The following is a 20,926-nucleotide window of genomic DNA, read 5'->3' as shown; positions in this document are numbered from 1 at the left end:
ATATTTTATCCATCTATAGACAAAATTTGCGTTAGTTATAATGAAATAATGATTTTTTATCAATCTTTACCCATTAATTATATATATATTACATTAAATGGAATAAAAAAGAACCTTCCATATCGGACTAACTTACCTGACGGTTTTGTTAGTTTCTACATGAAAGGTTCTTTTTGTCTTAACAAGTGCTATTTACAGCTTTTAATTATTTGGCATTTGCTTTGATTTTGATCAATGCTTTGACTGTTGTTTTGACGGTAGGATCTGCTACTGATTGAATCTGAATATTTAATTTGACGATACGCGATCCAGATGTTGGATATTTTAAAAGTGTTCCGTTGTTGTCTACATACTTCGCATCGCTTGAAGATAATACTTTGTAGGTGATGCGATCTGTATCGTTGAGTGCAATTACTGGCTTGGCGATTACCTGTTGCCCATCCAGAATATAACGAAATGGTTGTTCAGCAGTATGAATCCGATCTTTCTCTGTTCCTGTAATCCGATAAGATGAATATGCAGGATGAACCGACTCAGGATCGGTCACACCTTGTGGGCTCACATGATATACAGCTAATTCTAATTTGTATTGTCCCGGTGGAAGTACTTTCAGCGAAGTTCCGTTATTATCAGCTACCATTACTACATTATCGATATTATTAAAGTTATAATACCCTGGCTTGTATAGCGGATATCCTTCATCTGTAACAGGTTGTACGACCTGCGCCAGTGTTCCTTGAGCAACATCGTTCATATCATATACATTCAATTCCATTACATTGGAATCGGTAGCTGTCAAATGAAAACCGACATCTATACTATCTTGCTTGCCATTCAAACGAACATTTCGATCACTTAATGTCACTTCTTGTATTCCTAGACCAGCATCAGGAAGACTGGTTCCTACATGGAGAACAAATGGTAAATGCAATGTAGGATACCCATTCGCAGTTAATACCACTTCTCCTTCATAATCTCCTGTTACGGCTGTAGCATCCGGTTGAACGGCCAGAGCAAACTCTTTAGTTGATTTGCCGCTCACTACAATCGAACCGTCTGGATTTGTTCCTTTTAACCTTGTAGCGATATGGCTTACATCCGGTGTGGATACAGGTTGATACGGGTCTGAAGTAACGCTTGGATTCATGTGTACACTGGCTTGATATTGAATACTGGTTGTCGATGTATTTTTGATCTGTAATGTTTTGGATTGTTCTGTTCCACCTGCTGTGATTACGCCAAAAGCAGCAGACGAACCATAATTCGTCACTGTTTTCTTTTTCAATTCTTTATCCAAAATTGTAATCGGTTCTACCGTTTCAAGAACAGCCGGAGAATAGACAGCATCTACTACATTGACACGTCCACTTCCTTGAGAATAGACATCATATAAAGTACCTTCTGCGTCTTTGAGTGGTGTCGCTGTATTCGCTAGTACTGCTCGAATATCAAAAGGAGTCCAGTCAGGATGTTCTTGTTTTAACAAAGCCGCTAATCCGGCTACATGAGGACTAGCCATACTTGTTCCATTTTGCCGCAAATAAGCTTCTTTGTACGAAGCATCTTTAATAAATTTGCCGTACGCTGGAAATGTGGATTCAATATTGGTACCTGGCGCAACCACATCCGGCTTAATTCCAAGCAATCCATCTTGATTAGGGCCGCGAGAACTAAAATCAGCTATCGTATCTCCTATTGAAGATGTTTTGGGATACTGATTGCCAAATGTAAATGTTAATGGTGTAGCCGGAGATTTCACAACTTTTCTTGCTAATGCACGTCCTGCTTGTCCTGCCATATCAAAGCTCGGAATATAAGGATACCCATCTCCAATATAAGCTCCACTTCCGATATTTCCGTCTCGCCCTGCGATATGTTCGGATAAGTCAGCTACAGTGGAATCATTGACTTGAGCATCACCATTGAAAATAATAACCGCTTTGGCTCCTTTGGATTTGGCAAGTGTGATTTTGTCTGTAAATTTAGAACCTCCGCGTGACATTAACACCACTTTATTTTGTACATCTTTGCCTTTATAATCATCATCCAATCCCAAGCCAACATATACACCTTGATACGAAGTTTCTCCCAAATATTGAGCGAAATCATCTTGTTTGGTGCGCCATGCGATCGCATTTAATGGATAACTTTGTGCATACGTATCTTTACTAACTGTATCCGCGCCATATACAGAAGCGGTAACAGTCGCTTGGTATTGAGTGCCGGGAACGGTAGAAGCTCCTACAGAAATCGCTAATGGCGAACTAGCTGGAGAACCTAGCGAATAATAGTATGAGCCTGGCGCCGCTGCATTGCCGTTCGCAACCACGACCACGACACCGCTTAATACCGCATTATTAATAGCAATCACATCTGGAGAATTGACGTCTTTGTCTGCATCTGTACCTAACGACAAATTAATAACATCCATGTGATCTTTAACAGCATGTTCAATTCCATCGATAATTTGCGCGGTTGTACCTGTAGAGCGTCCAGTCTGCGAATCACGTCCTAATACTTTGTAGACATGCAATTCAGCATCATAAGCGACTCCTTTTTGCACAATTTCACTGGTCTGATTCGCCGCTTGACCAACGATTGTACCGGATACATGTGTACCATGCGATGTACCTGCAAATCCTAATCCTTGCGGATCGTCTTTTATAGATAAAGGAGGATCTTCATAAGGATCATTATCATGATGTACTGAATCATATCCTCCTTTATAAGCGCCTTTCAAATCAGGATGTTCATAATCAATACCCGTATCAATAACACCGACTTTGACCCCTTTACCGGTTAACCCTTTTTGCCAGGCTAACGGAACGCCGATAAGATTGAGCGGTGAAGCATCATATGTAGCACTTGTTGCAGTAAGCGAAGTTGGTTCCTGCACAGGAATCGTATAATAATTATTATTTTCATAAATCGACTTGATCCCTGGAATTTCAGCCAATGTAGGAATCTGATTGGCAGGTATAGAAATCTCCATTCCATTTAGTACAGTGTTATAGCGATAATTGACAGTCATCTTAATTCCTTTAGCTTGAGCAGCAGCACTAAAATTAGACTGCTGTGAATCTATCGTTGTAGCTGTAGACGCCATTACTTGTCTATCTTCTATAGATGAAGTGGTTAAACTTGGTGTTCCTTTATCAGCTTCATATTGATTGACAGCAACAGGTTCATTATTTAGCTGTACAATCACACGAATGATCTGATTGGATTTTACATTGATATTAGGCGAAATGATTGGAGCTGAATCAGCAGACGAATGCAGTAATGATCGATTCGCAGTTGACGTTAATTCATACGGAGAAGTGATCGTGCCTACTTCAGCAGCAAAAGAACGGGTCGGCGATAACAAAGTACTTACGGTAAGTAATGCTGTTAGTGTAATCATAGAACAGGTACGCATAGCTTTGGCTTTATTCAAATGATATCCCTCTTTTCAGTGACTAACGTTCACTTATTTTTTCCTTATAATCGTTTGACATAAATTAGAAATACGTCACAACCACTTTGCAAATACAGATTTATTTGCTTTTTTATTATGCCAATTTTGTAATACAAAGTTATATTACCATCAGATACCATGATCGACCAGACCTAATATATAAATATGTATAATGTTTTGATAGTTATATTTGGATAATTATATTCTAAGTAAATAAAATAATGATTACTTGTATTAGTTGTTACTTATATTTAAAACAAAAAACCACCTTTACCTGATCAATAGGTGAAAGTGGTTTTATTTTATAGCTCACTATTCTATTCTTCTTTAGGCACAAAATCGAAAATCTGTCCTTCTTCCATCAGATCAATCAATCGATCTAACCACATATAATAGCGAACCGCTTCTTCCATTTTTTCTTTATCTTTGTTCAATACTTCTGTAGCAGGTGACTCGCTATCCAACTCTACAATCAATTTATCGATTTCTTTGATCGATTTGCGTAATACTAAAATATTACTTTCTACCGATTTGCGCCATTTGATTGCAAAGAAATCCGTAAATGTCTGGTACCAATCATATTCGACTTCATATAAGTCTTTACGTGATCCTTTTTCCCATACTTTATTGACCATACGTAAATCTAATAAATTACGAATACCGGTACTCATACTTGTTTTGCTCATTGCCATTTCTGTTCCCATATCATCTAAAGTCATAGGCTTGTCTGCAAAAAAGAGCATGCCATATAAATGTCCTGTCGATAATGTGACTCCATACAAATCCATATTGCGTCCTATCACTTCAATAACTCGTTTTCTTACTTTCTCTACTGCTTCTTGCTGTGATTCATTTAATTGGTCCAAGCTCATGCTTGCACACTCCTATTCTATATATACAGTTTATTCTTTATGATCTGAATTTTAAGTTTCCTAAATCATTTTAAAAAAGATATTGTCAAAAGTAAAGTTTCAAAATGAATAGCATCGGTGAGTATATGAGAGAATATTAAAGTATTCCATATAAACTTTCTGTACAGTTTTTTCTGTACATACTAAATATACGGGTTTTACGGTTGATTTGCAAACTTATATTTGTTACAATGAATCTCGTTGGTTTGCAAATGATGAAAATAATCATTTATTTTCTGTAAATATAATGTTTTTCATCTTTATCTTCCTACTATATAAAAGGGGTGACAAATAGTGTCTATTTTAGAAATCAAAAATGTAAGTAAGTTGTTCGGTCCTAATGCAGAACAAAATGCCAAATTATTGGATCAAGGCTGGACGAAAGAAAAAATGGCGAAAGAGAAACAGATTACTGTTGGTGTCAATCGTGTAAATATGGAAATTGAAGAAGGCGAGATTTTTGTTATTATGGGATTGTCCGGTAGCGGTAAATCTACATTGGTTCGTATGTTCAATCGTCTGATCGAACCTACATCCGGTGAAATTCTGGTGAATGGTAAAGACCTTCGCAAAATGAATAAAGAACAACTTCGCAATGTGCGTCGCAAAACAATCAGTATGGTATTTCAAAAATTCGCTTTATTCCCTCATCGTAGTGTTCTCGAAAATGTGGAGTATGGACTTGAAATTCAAAAAGTCGCTAAAGCTGAACGTCGTACCAAAGCAGAGACTTCTCTTGAATTGGTTGGACTTAAAGGCTGGGAAAACAAAATGCCTGATGAATTAAGTGGTGGTATGCAACAACGTGTAGGTCTAGCACGCGCTCTAGCAAATGATCCTGAAGTTCTTTTGATGGATGAAGCATTTAGTGCCCTAGATCCACTGATTCGTCGTGATATGCAAGATGAATTACTTGAATTGCAAGACAAAATGAAAAAAACAATCATCTTTATTACGCATGATCTGGATGAAGCGCTTCGTATCGGTGATCGCATCGCTCTTATGAAAGACGGAGCTGTTGTACAAATCGGTACACCGGAAGAAATTATGATTCAGCCTGCTAACTCGTATGTAGCACGCTTTGTCGAAGACGTTGATTTGTCTAAAGTATTAACTGCTGCTCATGTCATGCGCAGACCAGAAACAATTACATTGGATCGTGGACCTCGTGTAGCGCTTGAATTGATGCGTGAACGTGGTGTATCTAATTTATTTGTAATAGATCGTTCCAAAAAATTACTCGGTATTATTACTGCAGAAGATGCTGTAACAGCGATGAAAACACAACAAAAACTAGAAGACATCTTAATTCGCGATGTGCCTCAAGTTGAACCGGAACGCATGCTAAATGAGTTGTTTGAATTAGTCAGCACAGCTAAATTGCCTGTTGCTGTAGTAGATGAACGTGATCGCTTAACAGGTGTATTGATTCGTGGAGCCTTACTTGGTGCACTTGCCGGCGAAGTAGATAATGGAGAGGTGAATGAATATGCCTAAGATTCCTTTAGCACAATGGATTCAAACGTTAGTAGATTGGCTGAGCCTGCACTGGGCAGGATTTTTTAAAGGCGTATCTAACATCATTAGTTATGTCGTCGATATTTTTACGTATTTCTTTATGTTGCCACACCCGTTCTTATTCGTCATCATTGTCGGTATACTCGGTTATATCGCGAATAGATGGTCGCTCGCTATATTCTCAGCACTTGGATTTTTACTAATTTACAATCTGGGATATTGGACAGAAACGATGAATACATTAGGTCTTGTTATCACGTCTGCTCTGATCTCCATTATCATCGGTGTTCCACTAGGTATTATGTGTGGTTCTAGCAAATTAGCTGCACAGATCATTACACCGTTACTTGATTTTATGCAGACGATGCCAGCATTCGTATACTTGCTACCGGCTGTAACATTCTTCAGTCTAGGTGTTGTGCCTGGTGTAGTTGCATCTGTTATTTTCGCTATTCCACCAACGATTCGCCTGACTCATTTGGGAATCAAACAAGTTTCTGAAGAATTAGTAGAAGCGGCTGACGCATTTGGGTCAACCGGTGGACAGAAATTATTTAAAGTTCAATTGCCATTAGCATTACCAACAATTATGGCAGGTATTAACCAAACGATTATGTTATCTCTATCTATGGTTGTTATCGCATCAATGATCGGTGCTCAAGGTATCGGTGCTGTTGTATACCGTGCTGTAGGACAACTTAAAATCGGTGAAGGTTTTGAAGCAGGTCTAGCTGTTGTTGTACTTGCTATCGTACTTGACCGTCTTTCTCAGAGCTTATTCAAAAGCGGTCGCAAACAACGCGCTTAATAGTAACTCACTAACTACAACAGCAACATTTGAAAATATGAATAAAAGGGGCGAATTATACGCATGAAAAAGCATAAAAACTTGCTGCTTTTCTCCTGTATTATATTGATCATGATCATTTCTGCCTGTAACCCGAACCGTCAACCATTTCCATCGTTCCCGGGCAGTAAAACAACCAATAGCTCCGATGCTATTGGCGATCAAGTCGGTTACCAAATTATCGGTATCGATGCAGGCGCAGGCATAATGAAAGCTACACACAAAGCGATTGAAGATTATAAATTAACAGACTGGACATTGGTTGAAGGTTCTAGTGCAGCGATGACAGCTACACTGGATAAAGCAATCAAAAATGAAGAGCCTATTATTATTACAGGTTGGACACCACACTGGATGTTCAGCAAGTATGATCTTAAATATTTAGATGATCCGAAGAAATCATACGGAGATGCTGAAGAAATTCATACCCTTGCTCGTAAAGGATTGCAAAAAGATGATCCAACAGCTTACCAATTTTTAGACCGTTTCGAATGGAGTTCTGATGAAATGGGTGAAATGATGGTAGCGATTCAAGCAGGTACTGATCCTGCTGTAGCTGCTAAAGATTGGGCTGAAGCTCATGCTGATCGTGTAGATGAATGGACGAAAGGCTTGAAAAAAGCGAACGGTAATACATTAACACTAAGTTATGTAGCATGGGATTCTGAAATCGCAAGTACCAATCTTATGAAATATATTTTAGAAAATAAATTAGGTTATAAAGTCACTGCTCTACAAGTAGAAGCAGGCCCTATGTTCACTGGTGTTGCTAATGGTGATGCAGATGCTACTGTAGCTGCTTGGTTACCACTCACACATGCTGACTATTGGGAAAAATACAAAGACAAACTGGATGATCTTGGTCCTAATATGACCGGTGTCAAAGTAGGTCTTGTTGTTCCTAAATATGTAAATGTGGATTCGATTGAAGATTTGCAACCTCAAGCTGCTGCTAAATAATCTTTACCTTTGATAACATTTAATCTTATAGCATTTAAATAGAAAGACAAAAAAAGCTATCTTTGAAATCGTCAGTGATTTCAAAGATAGCTTTTTTAATGCATTACAATAGCAGTCTATATCGATTGAAGCTTATTCTGGATCATCTTTGGTATCGTTAAGTTTTTTAACCCACAATCCAAAAGCAATACAAGCTACTACTATCATTACTGCATACAATAAAATGTAAGGTGTGTGTGCATTAAATTCCATAAATAAAGGCAACACAGCCGGCAAAATAGAAGTTCCCATCAGGTATTCCTCCTTTATAAATTTTCAATAACGAATTTTTAATCAATCCTTATCTTATTTTACCTCAAATAATACCCTTGTGCCATCTGAATAATTGTCTAATTGGTTACCTATCCATGAACCTGCGCCGCGATTATCTGAAGGTTTGATATAACGAATATCTGCACCTTCTCCACCTTCCTGACACATTGCCATAGGCCACTCATCTCGATCATAGCCTTTTTTGGTAGCTATTCCTCGCAAAGATAGCTGACGATTCGCTTTGGCGCCCCCACGATCTATCGTACAGATCGCAGAATGTCCTTCTGCTATAGCATCTTTAATGTGAGCTGCGGTCTTAGGATAACGATCAGCAGGCACAACAAGGGTATAATCAGCTTGTCCATTTGATGCTTGGTTAGGATTCAGTATCCCGCCTAGATCAACATGTCCATTCACTAGATAAATAACCCCTGCTAGAATCGCAGTAACCACAAATCCCCATATTTTTTTAGAAGACATCAATCGTTCCTCCTGTTGTTCTGATCTCCTTATTATACCCTGTCATCTTAGAAAATAGGAACAGACGTTTCATCATAGAAAAAAACACAAAATTCTTCTATCTAAAAGACGAACTCTGTATCATCAGTTCATCTTCTATATAGAAGAATTTTGTTATCTTTTACTTACTTATTTATCTATTGAATCTAATCTTATACGCGGAACTTGGCAACTTCACTCTGCAATTCCATAGATAGATGGCTTAACGATTCTGCTGCATTGGAGATTTCGCGCATAGATTCTAATTGGATCGTTGAAGCTTGTGTTGCTTCTTTAGAATCTGACGTGATTTGTTGAGAAAGATCTGCAATTTGACGCTCAGAATCTAGAATTTTAGACGAACTGGATGAAATTTGATTAGATGCCGCCGACACTTCTTGTACCTGTTCTGTAACAAGCTGGATCGCACTTTGTACATTTTGGAAAATAGTACCCATTTGTTGTACAGCTTGAGTACCACTTTGTACTTCTTTGGCGCCCTCTTCCATTTTACTTACAGCATGAGAAGTTCTTTGAATAATATCTTCGATCTTTTCGTTGATCTGTCTAGCTGAGTCATTTGAATATTCAGAAAGTTTTTTCACTTCACTCGCAACAACAGCGAATCCAAGACCATGTTCTCCTGCACGAGCAGCTTCAATCGAAGCATTCAAAGAAAGCAAGTTAGTCTGTCCAGCGATATCACGAATCACTTGTACAATCGTAGCGATCTCTTTCGATTGCTCTGCTAATTCATAAAGCGCTGTAGCTGTTGCTTGTACAGTCTGATCTACATTTTTCATTTGTAATACAGTTTGCTCTACATTGCTTCCACCATGTTCTACATCACTCAATGCTTTGGAAGAAGAGTCAGCTACTAATGCTACAGATTCAGCAATACGATAAATATTGTTTGTATTTTTTTCTAACAATTGTTGGTTATCCATGACTTGTTGTAATTGACGTCCTGCCGAAGATGAGATTCCTGTTACAGTAGTTGTAGCTTCATCTGCTGTTTTTACAGATTCTTCGGATGTCGCTGTTAATTCTTCTGAAGCCGCAGCCATCTGCTCTGCACTAGAACCGATAACTTGCATCAATCCACGTAGATTATTTTTCATCTCATTAAACGAAGTTGCCATTTGTCCCAATTCATCTTTACTTGTAATTTGAAGATCAGCAATCGTTAAATTACCATGAGCGATTTCTTTAGCACCTTCAGCGACAAGAGCAATTGGTTTAGAGAACATACGGATAACGAAGTATGCAATTAGAATACCAACAATCACAGCAATCACACTGATAATCATTAAAGTATACAATGTTACATTTGCACTATTATTCGTTTCGACCTGTGCTTCTTTTAATAGGTTAGCATGATATTCTTCCATTTGTTGTGCTTTATCTGCTAAAGATAATGCCATTGGAACACACTGTTCTTGTACCATTTTTGTATAAGCGGCTACATTATTTTGTTGTTTGTATACGATAAGTTGATCTGTAATACCACCATATTGCGTTTCAAGATCAGATAATTCTTGTAACATTTGCGAAGCTTTGGAATCGTCTGCTAACTTTTGTTGCCATGTAGCAATATCTGCAATTAATTTTTCTTTGTTCTGCTTGAACATGTCTAACTGATTGGTATCCCCTGTAAGTAAATATCCTCTTAAATATTTCGTCTGATCGCCTGCCAAATAACGAAGATCTTTAATCGCTAATATGGTCTGTACTCGTCCATTAAGCAAATTTTGATAATTTTTACTTGCGGTGTGAACTTCATATCCTCCAATAGCGCCTACAAGCAAAACGATAAGTATCATAATAGAAAAAACCCCTGATAATTTCTGTTTAATATTCATTTAGCATACTCCTCTACTTTTATATCAATTGTCCACAATTCAAAATTACAATTTAAGGAAATCATTAATAATATTATTATCGGTTGAATCACGATATGTAACATAAGCATTTGTACCTATTTTTCGATAAAAAACGACATTTTGCGCATTTTATATATTATTTATTTTTCTTGAAATACATTCTCAATCCTTTATAGTTAATATTTCCAACTTATTACTCCTTTTCTCAATTAGTAATAAACTTTAAGCCTACATCTTAATACCTATATTTATAATAGATGAAACATGGTTACTCACTTATATTTGTCGAATAATTTTGGATATTAAAAGAACAGATCACAACATTTTATAAAAAATAAGAAACGTCTATATGAATTTGCCGTATATGTTCATATCTGAATTAGCAATTTATTATACAAAAGGGGAAATGTCCAATGTCATTCTTTAATAAAATGCTTGCTCGTGTAGGCGTAGGCGCTGCCAAAATCGATACTATTTTAGAGCGTACAGAGTATTATCCTAACGAAGATATTAACGGAGTGGTTCATATTCAAGGCGGTAACGTCGATCAAGAAGTTGGTAATATCTATATTAAAGTGATGACTGAATATATTCGTGAACATGATGAGAAAAAAGAACATGTACAATATGCGATGGCTCAATACAAAGTGTCTGACGAAATGATTGTGAAAAAAGGACAAAAGTTAGAAATCCCGTTCTCCTTTATTTTACCGTCTCAGACTCCTATTACTTTTGATCGTCAAAAAGTATGGTTGCATACCGGACTAGATATTGGCATGAGCCTTGATCCGACCGATCACGATTATATTACCGTTCATCCTCACCCTTATATGGATACCGTCTTCCATGCTACCGAGTTGTTAGGATTCCATTTCCACAGTTCATCAGTAGAATATCTATCCCGTTCTCGTTATGGTGTACCGTTCGTACAAGAATTTGAATTTACACCAGGACGCGAATTTAGTAATCGGATTACCGAATTAGAATTAGTCATGCGCCTAGAACCTCATGGACTACAAGTACTGGTTGAAGTGGATCGCCGTGGACGCGGACTAGGTGGATTATTCGCTCAAGCATTTGATATGGATGAGCGTCATGCATGGTTAGAACTGCGTGAAAGTGAATTAAATCGTGGCGCAGAATATATCGCAGACAAATTAGAAAATTTAATTATTAAGCAAAGTCGTTAATAAGCAGACATTGCTAAGCATTGATAAAATATAAGCAAACTTAAAAGGACGATCTACGCAAATTGGTGTAGATCGTCCTTTTTTTACTTAATCGCTTCTAATTTTTGATCTAACGTGATTAGAGGTGTGAATACTTCCAATAGTAAAGTTCCTCTATTCCTATCATTGCTAATCTTATAATGTGTATGCTTCTCCATCTTCTGGCACTAATAGTTGAGAAGAGAAATCTTTTTCAGCGGCAAATCTTCTCAATTCTTGTCTGGATAGTCCCCAATGGTTCGCTGCTTCCATATGAACAGCCATGATCGTTGCAGTCGGTGTTGCTTGATGAACTTCATACACATCTTCTTTGTCCATAATGATTGGCCCACCTTCCAGGAGTTGATTGGCTCCTGCATTCACTACAATCACTTCCGGGTTGTGAGTATGAATCGTTTCTTCTACGCTCTGATACCATACCGTATCACCGGCTATATATAATGTTTTCTCCTCTTGATGCTTAAACACTACTCCAGATACATGCCCCATAAGGTTCACCAGATCTCCTCTACCATGCTCCCCCTTTGTTTTGGTCAATTGAATACCTTCAAATACAGTATCTTCTTGCAAAACCTCTACATGTTGAAAACCAGCACTTCGAACTTTGTTTGCATCTTCTTCGTTTTGAGTGAACAGTTTTACGTGTTTTGGCAATACTTCTTTGGCAGTATCATCCCAGTGATCCAAATGTAAATGAGTCACAATCACTGCGTCGATATGGTCGATAATGTCATTTATAGGCACAGGTAAATTTTGTAACGGATTATGTTGATCTTGTCTTGCTGAATTTGGGAACGGAGGATACACACCTTTTTCCGCCAAAAAGGGATCAATTAGAAACTTTTTTCCTGCATAGTTGACGATCAATGTAGCGTTGCGTATGAGCTGTATATTCATGTGTGTAACTCCTTTTGTTTGATTTACATACAGTGTATACTATTGAAACATTGCAAATACATGGCATAAATAAAGTGTTTTTGCTGTTTGACTTTATTAATGAAGGGATTTGAAAGAGATGTTGGATAACACAGATAGGCAAATCCTAGAAGAGCTTTCTAAGAACAGTCGAATCTCTATGAAAGAACTAGGAACAAAAATACATTTAAGCGGACCTGCCGCTTCTGCACGAGTCGAAAAACTAGAAGCTAGTGGAATAATTGAAGGATATACGATCAATATTAATCAGATCAAGATGGGGTATTTTATTCATGCATTGATTAATATTTACACCAAAAGTACTCATCATCAGCCTTATCTTTCTTTTCTAAAAACACAAGAACCTTATGTGATCCATAATTATAAAATCAGCGGAGACAGTTGCTATATTCTAGAATGTAAATTCCCATCTAATGAAGAACTGGATAAATTTCTTATTCAATTAAATGAGCATGTTAATTATAAATTATCGATTATTATCAATAAATAAAGAACTTTCGTGTATGCACAGAAATCTATAGCCTATGATAGAATAGTTATAGTATGAAAGGAGCTGATATTATGTCTAAATTTTATATGGTTAGAGAAGAAAAATATTCTAGTTATATTCAAGAGACGTTGAATCAGTTGATCCAAAAAGAACAACTTGCGTTATTAGAAGCAGGTCATCAAACCACTCATCAAGATAAAGTTCTATTGTACTGCTCCACTCATCACGATGAAGAAGATACTCCTTATAAATATATTTATTACTTAAATGAAACGGCTAGAATCATTTTTGAAATCCATAACATTCATCTTACGTATTCAGCAACAATTCCTGAAATCGCTCTTCCCCCTCATTGCTCTAAGTTAATAGAAGCGATACGATCTGTATAAAACAAGCGCACTCCATGTATTGGGGTGCGCTTGTTTTTGTAATATCTAATATAAAAAAGAATTACTCTTCATATTCTTCCTTAATTTGCCGATAAAGATAGTGTTATGTATATTTTGTAGATACATGGCTATATTTATTTTCCGACATAAGGCACAAGTTATATTCTCAGCCGATGAGACAATACACATATAAGGGGTTATTATTCAAATGTACAAAAAAATCGTACCAGTCATTTTACTATCTGTAGCTTTAACAGCTTGTGGATCTGCTAACAAAGAAGCTACTCCAGCAACCGAAAGTAACACAGTAGCAACGAATGAATCTGCAACAACTGCACAAGCAACTACCACAGAATTCAAAACTTATGATGCTGATCTATTTTCGATAGATTATCCTGCATCTTGGAAAGAATATGATACTTCTAATCTCAATCAACCTTCTGTTCAAATAGCATTTGTAGATCCTGCACCCAAAGCTAAATTTGCTGACAATCTAAATGTAACAATGGAAGCTTCCAATATTACTGCTAAAGCTAATTCTGAACAATTAATAAAGTTTTATGAAACAAGTGCAACATACATGGAGAACTTTAAATTAATTGAATATAAAGATAATGATAATAACTCTGGAGTTCTTGTAGGCGAATATACTCAACCAGAAACTAAAGAAAATGTTGTATTAACTCAATACTTGGTTCCTTCCAACGGAAATTTTTATGCTATTTCTTTAAGTTTGGGTAAAGCTTCATATGATAATGGTGGAAAAGCTATGGTTGACCAAATGATTGAATCATTTACACTAAATGATGAAACAAATACAAATAATGAAGTAACTGCTGAACAAGCAACAAGCTCTGCTCAAACAGTAACCGCTGATATGATGACTGAAGTTGTACCTAATGTGGTAGCAGATGGTGCTCTGGATGATTCTACCTATAACTATATTGTAGACAATTCTAACCTATTTCCTGCAACTACTGCTGCTGACAAGAAGCTAGCTAAAGCGGAAGTTGATTCTACTATTACTTCAAAACACCTTTTTAAAAATATCAATCCTTATTTAGACACTATGGTTTCACTTACTGGTGATATTATACAAGTTCAAGAACAAGAAACCGCTTATGGTACAGTTGCAACGATTCACATCTCTGATGAAAATGATAATTCTATTGTAGGCATTTATAAAGGTTCTACAGGTGACATACTTGATGGAGATAATGTTACGATGAGAGGTGTGCCTACAGCATCTTATTCTTTTGAGAATGTTGGTGGCGGAACAACGAATGCTGTATTATTAACTGTTTCTACTATCCAAAAAAATTAATTATAAGCAAATAAAAGCAATTTCTAGAGGTTATCTAGAAATTGCTTTTTTGTTATACAAACAATATTAATTATCGACACTTGATTGTTATTTTTTACAGAATAGGTGAAAGCAACCTGGAAATACCTTCTTTAAACTTGATGATCCATGATCTATTCTGGTAACGCTCTAATGTAAGTTCACTACTCTCCAGGCTGTCTTGATCAAATAAATCATGCAGTTTCTTCGCGATCTGCTCATCGTACACAATCGCATTAATCTCAAAGTTCAACCTAAAGCTACGAGAATCTATATTCATCGTTCCTACAGAAGCTACTTCTTCATCCACCACAATCGTTTTGGCATGTAAAAATCCTTTTTCATACAAAAGAATTTTAGCTCCATAATCCAGCAATGTACCTACATGTGCCCATGTTGCCCAATAGACAAACGGATGATCTGGTTTGTTAGGGATCATAATTTGCAGATCAATCCCTGAGATAAGAGCAATTTTACACGCGTCCATAAAGCTCGCATCTGGAATAAAATAAGGAGTCTGAATATAGACATTCTTTTTAGCCGATAAAATCATCTTAATATACATATTTTTGAGATGTTCTGTCTCCGAGTTAGGTCCACTGGAAACGATCTGGATCATACTATGACCATGATGCTTTTCAGAACGGTATTCAAATTCATGATAATCTTCTTTTTGTTCTTTGCGAGCTTGATGCCAATCTAGAATAAATCTGCCTTGAATATGGTTAACTGAATCGCCTTCTATTCTAAAATGGGTATCTCTCCAATAACCAAATTTTTGATCTAATCCAAGATACTCATCGCCGACATTGAATCCACCAATATACGCAATCGTTCCATCAATAATGCAAAGTTTGCGATGATTTCTGTTGTTAATACGGAAGTTAATTAATTTGAAAAAGGAAGGGAAAAACACTTCGACTTCTCCACCCGCTAACCGTAGCTCTTTAAAAAAGGAACCTGAGATTTTCTTAGAACCTACTTCATCATAAAGTAATCTTACTTTTACACCTTCTTTAGCTTTTTGAGTTAAAGCATCTCTTAATCTTTTGCCAAGTACATCGGGTTGAATAATATAATACTGGATATTGATTTCTTGGGTAGCTGATTGAATATCTTGAAATAAAGCATCGAACTTAATATGACCATCGTCGAAAATAACGATCTCATTGTCATTCGATAATAAAGCATTGGTTGATCTAAGATTAAGTGTGACTAACTCATCATATTTGGAAGGAATCTGAAATTGTGGAGACTGCTTATCTTGCAGTGTGAGTAACTGCTTATCGACTTCAGCTTGTACAAATCCGCGTTCTTCCGCAGAAAGCCCGTAGAAATTTTTCTTTTTAAGATTACGCCCCAGAAAGATATATACCAGAAAACCGACAATCGGAATAAAAAAGAGAATCATCAACCAAGCCCATGTATAGCCTGCATCTCTTTTCTCAAAAAACAGAAATCCGATCGACAACGCAATATTAATGACGGTAACGATTGAAACGATTAGTGTGACTACATTTCCATATTCCATATGTACGTCCCTTCTTATAAAGTCACTTTTACTTCATCTATTAACGTAATAACACGTCTTTGTATGAATGTATAATCCTAATATAGTTAGTTTAAAGCTTCAAGTCATGAATCACAAATAAATATTACATTGTTACATCATAATTACACTATTATGTTAAACCTTGACGTACTTTATCATATTAAAACATCCAAAATACTTATAAATCATTAATTATTTTAAAATTATACTTGAATATCATTAAATAGAACTATAATATTACTTACATGAGGTGATTACAATGTATCAAGAAGAACGATTACTGAAAATACTGGAATATTTAAAACAGCATCAATCGATGAGCGTAGCTGAAATATGTACTGAATTTGAAATATCTAAAGATACAGCTCGTAGAGATATTGTTAGATTAGTGCAAGAAGGAGTCGTGATCCGTACTCATGGAGGAGTCTCATTACCTCAATTAAAAAAAGAAATATTATCTTATCAAGATCGTCTGATTGATGAAGCCGAACCTAAAAGAAACATTGGAATGTTAGGCGCTCAACTTATTCAAGATCATGAAACGATTATTTTGGATGTATCCACGACTGTACAATTTGTCGCAGAACAAATTAAAGCTCAACATCTCACCGTTATTACTCACTCTATTGATAATGTAGGTATCTTATCAGATCGAGAAGATATGCAAATTTATTTGCTTGGTGGTTATTTAAATGTGAAAAACCGTTCTTTATTTGGTCCTTCTATTCTCGATAAACTGAGTCAGATTCGCGCAGATAAAGCTTTTATTGGGGCTGTAGCTATCGGTTCAGATGGTATCTACTACTCTTATGAAGAAGATGCCCGGGTAAAGCAGGAAATAGCTAGAAGATCAGATCAAGTCATTGTGGTAGTAGATCATACTAAATTTACAAGTAAATCATTTTATCGATTAGATTTTGATTATGTAGATATTTTAATTACCAATCAGCCTGTTCCTAACCCTTTAAAAGAAATACTTAGTCAGAACAATATTACGGTTATTACTTATCAAGAGGATGAACATGGAATAGATTATAATGACTAAGTCATATTATAAGGATGAGCATATCTATGTATACTATTTTGCAAAATGTAGAACTGGTACTTCCAAATGAAACTTTAACCCTTGTTCATGTAGGAATCCAAAATGGAAAAATTGTAAAGATGGATACAGCCCCTATTTCTACAAATGGAGAATATCAACAAATCGATTGTAAAGGACATCGGTTAATCCCTGGCATGATCGATGTTCATATCCATGGAGCCAATGGTTTTGATATGATGGATGGTCATGAAGAAAGTATACAAGAAGTGTCTCGTACATGTGCTTCTACAGGATGTACCTCGTTTCTCGCTACTTCTGTCAGTTCTACGATTGAAGATCTTTTAGCGATGATCGACAGTGTGAAACGTGTCGTCGGTCATGAAGTAGGCGCTAAGATCGCAGGTATTCACTTAGAAGGGCCTTATTTAAATCCAATACGTAAAGGTATGCAAAATGAGAAGTATTTGCGTCATCCTGATCTAGAAGAAATGAAGATGATCTTTAAAGAAGCCGACTCTCTGATTAAAATGGTGTCGATTGCTCCAGAGTTACCGGGAGGGATGGAACTAATCTCATTTCTCAAAGAACAAGGTGTTATTATATCTATTGCTCATTCGGATGCGACTTACGAAGAAGCTAAAAAAGCATTTGAAGCTGGTGCAAGTCATGTTACACATTGTTTTAACGGGATGCGACCGATCCATCATCGTGATCCAGGAATAGTGGTAGCTGCTTTTGAAGAAGAACATGTTAGCCTTCAAGCGATTGTAGACCATATTCATTTGCATCCTGCTATTATTCGATTAATGCATCGTTCAAAAGGTGCTGAAGGTATGGTTTTGATTACAGATGCTTTACAAGCAATGGGGATGGGAGACGGACATTATCTGTTTGGAGGTCACCATGTAACGGTAACCGATGGTGTGGCTAGATTACATGATGGAACGCTAGCCTCAAGTACAGTTACGATGAACGAAGCACTTCGGTATACGGTTGAGACAGGGATTTCTTTAACAGATGCTGTACAGATGGCATCCACTACGCCAGCACGTATTCTGGGTCTACAGCAAAAAGGAGCAATTGCAGTAGGTATGGATGCAGACCTTGTGCTACTGGATGATGACTTTCAAGTACAATGGGCTATGATCGATGGTCAAATATTATAATAGTATTACATAAAAAAGAAGCTTCTCAAAAGTTTATGCAACTAATGAGAAGCTTCTTTTTTATAAATTTATTATGGTCGAAATATGGTCAGTATAATGATAAAACAGTTCAAAATCCTTTTATATCAAGGATTCTTTTCTGTTTTACATCATTCCACCCATTCCCCCCATGCCACCCATACCGCTCATATCAGGAGCGCCACCAGCGCCAGCAGGTTCTGGTTTGTCAGCGATAACTGCTTCTGTTGTTAAGAACATAGCTGCTACAGAAGCTGCATTTTGTAGTGCAGAACGAGTTACTTTCGCCGGGTCAACGATACCCGCTTCGAACATGTTTACCCATTCGCCTGTAGCTGCATTGTAACCAATACCAACTACTTCTTTTTTCAGACGCTCAACGATTACAGAACCTTCTTGTCCAGCATTCGCAGCGATTGTGCGGATAGGCTCTTCAAGAGCACGTAGTACGATGTTTACGCCTGTTTGCTCGTCGCCTGTCACTTGTACAGCAGATACTGCTGCATATACGTTCACAAGCGCTGTACCACCACCAGATACGATACCTTCTTCAACCGCAGCGCGAGTTGCGTTCAAAGCATCTTCGATGCGTAGTTTGCGCTCTTTCAATTCTGTTTCTGTTGCTGCACCGACTTTGATGACTGCAACGCCACCAGCTAATTTAGCTAGACGCTCTTGCAATTTCTCTTTGTCGAACTCGGAAGTTGTTTCTTCCAGTTGGGAACGAATTTGGTTCACACGAGCATCGATATCCGTTTTGTCTCCAAAACCGTCTACGATGATTGTGTTTTCTTTTGTTACACGTACTTGGCGTGCTGTACCCAATTGCTCGATTGTTGCTGTTTTTAGGTCTAGACCCAATTCTTCAGTGATCACTTGACCACCTGTAAGAGCAGCGATATCTTGCAACATAGCTTTACGACGGTCACCGAATCCTGGAGCTTTAACAGCTACAGCATTGAATGTACCACGCAATTTATTTACAACGAGCATAGCCAATGCTTCGCCTTCGATATCTTCAGCAACCAATACCAATGGTTTGCTTTGTTGTACTACTTTTTCAAGCAATGGCAAGATTTCTTGTGTGTTTGTGATTTTTTTGTCTGTGATCAAGATATATGGATTTTCTAGAACAGCTTCCATTTTATCTGTATCTGTAATCATGTATGGAGAAAGATATCCACGGTCGAATTGCATACCTTCTACGACTTCAAGTTCAGTAGCGAATCCACGAGATTCTTCAACAGTGATAACACCGTCTTTACCTACTTTTTCCATAGCTTCAGCGATCAATTGACCTACTTCTTCGTCAGCCGCAGAAATAGATGCTACTTGAGCGATAGACTGTTTGTCTTCCACATGTCTAGAAATGCTTTGCAATTCTTGAACAGCAGCACGAACAGCTTTTTCAATCCCTTTACGGATAACCATAGGGTTAGCACCAGCAGTTACGTTTTTAAGACCTTCACGAATCATCGCTTGAGCCAAAACAGTAGCTGTTGTTGTACCATCACCAGCAACATCGTTCGTTTTAGTAGCAACTTCTTTTACTAATTGAGCTCCCATGTTTTCGAAAGCATCTTCTAGTTCGATTTCTTTTGCAATTGTTACACCATCATTTGTGATCAACGGGCTACCGAATTTCTTCTCAAGAACAACGTTACGTCCTTTAGGTCCCAATGTAACTTTTACCGCATTTGCAAGAGCATCTACACCACGAAGCATTGCGCGACGAGCATCTTCACTGAATTTAATTTCTTTAGCCATAAGAATAGTTACCTCCTTGATATTTTAAAATCATTATAATGACAGACCGGCGTATACCGACTGTGTAAATGTATATTCGTTGGTATTAAGATAGAATAGCGTGAATATCGCTTTCTTTCATAATCAAATATTCTTTACCTTCGAATTTAATCTCTGTTCCAGCATATTTGGAGAAAAGGACACGATCGCCTTCTTTTACTTCCAAAGGAATACGCACTCCATCTTTTAATTGACCGCTACCTACAGCAATAATTTTGCCTTCTTGCGGCTTTTCTTTAGCAGAGTCTGGAAGGACAATACCAAATGAAGTTGTTTGTTCCTGTTCGATCGCTTCTACCAATACACGTTCACCTAAAGGTTTGATCATGAAAAATAGCCTCCTTAAAATAATATATTGATTTGTTTCATGTGATGGTTGTTATTTATGTAATTAGCACTCGACACCTTTCAGTGCTAACAACCAACTTTATGATACTCAACTTGAGCGATAATTTCAAGTCTCTTTGTGTAAATTTATAAAAGTTCGGTTCAAAATAAGAAATAACCCACCATACAATCACTCTTACAATTACCCAATCCCAGGGAATAAAACATCATTCTGGTTAT

16 protein-coding genes and 1 pseudogene are annotated in these 20,926 nt (G+C 37.1%); 8 read left to right on the top strand and 9 right to left on the bottom strand.

The window, feature by feature from the left end:
- Positions 1 to 205: 205 nt before the first annotated feature.
- Both PQ456_RS05795 and PQ456_RS05790 read right to left on the bottom strand, forming a co-directional pair.
- On the bottom strand, positions 206 to 3,436 hold the full coding sequence (locus PQ456_RS05795; protein WP_273615289.1) for a S8 family serine peptidase: 3,231 nt from the start codon (positions 3,434 to 3,436) through the stop codon (positions 206 to 208).
- 338 nt (positions 3,437 to 3,774) lie between these two features.
- Positions 3,775 to 4,329, bottom strand: coding sequence for a GbsR/MarR family transcriptional regulator (locus PQ456_RS05790; RefSeq protein ID WP_273615288.1), 555 nt, complete (start codon positions 4,327 to 4,329; stop codon positions 3,775 to 3,777).
- Positions 4,330 to 4,662: 333 nt separating this feature from the next.
- Between PQ456_RS05790 and PQ456_RS05785 the strand changes: the two genes are divergently transcribed.
- Positions 4,663 to 5,865 carry a quaternary amine ABC transporter ATP-binding protein gene (locus PQ456_RS05785; RefSeq protein ID WP_273615287.1) on the top strand — a complete coding sequence of 401 codons (1,203 nt, stop codon included), beginning with the start codon at positions 4,663 to 4,665 and terminating at the stop codon, positions 5,863 to 5,865.
- A pseudogene (locus PQ456_RS22950) lies at positions 5,858 to 7,693 on the top strand (glycine betaine ABC transporter substrate-binding protein). Before PQ456_RS05785 ends, PQ456_RS22950 begins: the two are co-directional and overlap by 8 nt.
- Positions 7,694 to 7,825: 132 nt before the next feature.
- Here PQ456_RS22950 and PQ456_RS05770 read toward each other — a convergent pair.
- The 3 genes from PQ456_RS05770 to PQ456_RS05760 all read right to left on the bottom strand — a co-directional run bounded on the left by PQ456_RS05770 (position 7,826) and on the right by PQ456_RS05760 (position 10,365).
- The gene (locus tag PQ456_RS05770; RefSeq protein ID WP_161594229.1) at positions 7,826 to 7,984 is read right to left on the bottom strand and encodes a hypothetical protein; all 159 of its coding nucleotides are present in this window, start codon (positions 7,982 to 7,984) and stop codon (positions 7,826 to 7,828) included.
- A 54-nt stretch (positions 7,985 to 8,038) separates the two neighbouring features.
- Positions 8,039 to 8,485 (bottom strand): NucA/NucB deoxyribonuclease domain-containing protein, encoded by a 447-nt coding sequence (locus PQ456_RS05765; RefSeq protein WP_273615284.1) that lies wholly within the window; start codon positions 8,483 to 8,485, stop codon positions 8,039 to 8,041.
- 191 nt (positions 8,486 to 8,676) lie between these two features.
- On the bottom strand, positions 8,677 to 10,365 hold the full coding sequence (locus PQ456_RS05760; RefSeq protein WP_273615283.1) for a methyl-accepting chemotaxis protein: 1,689 nt from the start codon (positions 10,363 to 10,365) through the stop codon (positions 8,677 to 8,679).
- A gap of 434 nt (positions 10,366 to 10,799) precedes the next feature.
- On the opposite strand from PQ456_RS05760, the gene PQ456_RS05755 reads away from it, so the two are divergent.
- Positions 10,800 to 11,576, top strand: coding sequence for a sporulation protein (locus tag PQ456_RS05755; protein ID WP_273615282.1), 777 nt, complete (start codon positions 10,800 to 10,802; stop codon positions 11,574 to 11,576).
- Positions 11,577 to 11,750: 174 nt separating this feature from the next.
- On the opposite strand, the gene PQ456_RS05750 is transcribed toward PQ456_RS05755, so the two are convergent.
- Complete coding sequence (locus PQ456_RS05750) at positions 11,751 to 12,512, bottom strand: MBL fold metallo-hydrolase (RefSeq protein ID WP_273615281.1); 762 nt, start codon at positions 12,510 to 12,512, stop codon at positions 11,751 to 11,753.
- Between the two features lie 118 nt (positions 12,513 to 12,630).
- Here PQ456_RS05750 and PQ456_RS05745 point away from each other — a divergent pair, with 118 nt between their 5' ends.
- From PQ456_RS05745 to PQ456_RS05735, 3 genes are all read left to right on the top strand, one after another.
- Positions 12,631 to 13,041 carry an Lrp/AsnC family transcriptional regulator gene (locus PQ456_RS05745; protein ID WP_273615280.1) on the top strand — a complete coding sequence of 137 codons (411 nt, stop codon included), beginning with the start codon at positions 12,631 to 12,633 and terminating at the stop codon, positions 13,039 to 13,041.
- Between the two features lie 71 nt (positions 13,042 to 13,112).
- Complete coding sequence (locus PQ456_RS05740) at positions 13,113 to 13,430, top strand: hypothetical protein (protein ID WP_273615279.1); 318 nt, start codon at positions 13,113 to 13,115, stop codon at positions 13,428 to 13,430.
- Positions 13,431 to 13,638: 208 nt separating this feature from the next.
- A complete protein-coding gene (locus PQ456_RS05735) occupies positions 13,639 to 14,754 on the top strand; it encodes a PsbP-related protein (RefSeq protein WP_273615278.1) in 1,116 nt (371 codons plus the stop codon).
- A gap of 94 nt (positions 14,755 to 14,848) precedes the next feature.
- Here the strand turns inward: PQ456_RS05735 and cls are convergent, their stop codons facing one another.
- Positions 14,849 to 16,303 carry a cardiolipin synthase gene (gene cls / locus PQ456_RS05730; protein WP_273615277.1) on the bottom strand — a complete coding sequence of 485 codons (1,455 nt, stop codon included), beginning with the start codon at positions 16,301 to 16,303 and terminating at the stop codon, positions 14,849 to 14,851.
- A gap of 280 nt (positions 16,304 to 16,583) precedes the next feature.
- Here cls and PQ456_RS05725 point away from each other — a divergent pair, with 280 nt between their 5' ends.
- Together PQ456_RS05725 and nagA are read left to right on the top strand one after the other, a co-directional pair.
- Positions 16,584 to 17,369 carry a DeoR/GlpR family DNA-binding transcription regulator gene (locus PQ456_RS05725; protein ID WP_273615276.1) on the top strand — a complete coding sequence of 262 codons (786 nt, stop codon included), beginning with the start codon at positions 16,584 to 16,586 and terminating at the stop codon, positions 17,367 to 17,369.
- A 26-nt stretch (positions 17,370 to 17,395) separates the two neighbouring features.
- Complete coding sequence (gene nagA, locus PQ456_RS05720) at positions 17,396 to 18,535, top strand: N-acetylglucosamine-6-phosphate deacetylase (RefSeq protein WP_420540643.1); 1,140 nt, start codon at positions 17,396 to 17,398, stop codon at positions 18,533 to 18,535.
- A 144-nt stretch (positions 18,536 to 18,679) separates the two neighbouring features.
- Here nagA and groL read toward each other — a convergent pair whose 3' ends face one another.
- Both groL and groES read right to left on the bottom strand, forming a co-directional pair.
- Positions 18,680 to 20,320 (bottom strand): chaperonin GroEL, encoded by a 1,641-nt coding sequence (gene groL, locus PQ456_RS05715; RefSeq protein ID WP_273615274.1) that lies wholly within the window; start codon positions 20,318 to 20,320, stop codon positions 18,680 to 18,682.
- 85 nt (positions 20,321 to 20,405) lie between these two features.
- Positions 20,406 to 20,687, bottom strand: a complete 282-nt coding sequence (groES, locus tag PQ456_RS05710; protein WP_069326136.1) for a co-chaperone GroES — start codon at positions 20,685 to 20,687, stop codon at positions 20,406 to 20,408.
- Between the last annotated feature and the right edge of the window lie 239 nt (positions 20,688 to 20,926).

The organism is Paenibacillus kyungheensis, from assembly GCF_028606985.1.
GTDB lineage: Bacteria > Bacillota > Bacilli > Paenibacillales > Paenibacillaceae > Saccharibacillus > Saccharibacillus kyungheensis.
Note: the sequence above shows the minus strand (reverse complement) of the source record. Positions and strands in the feature narration are given on the sequence as shown.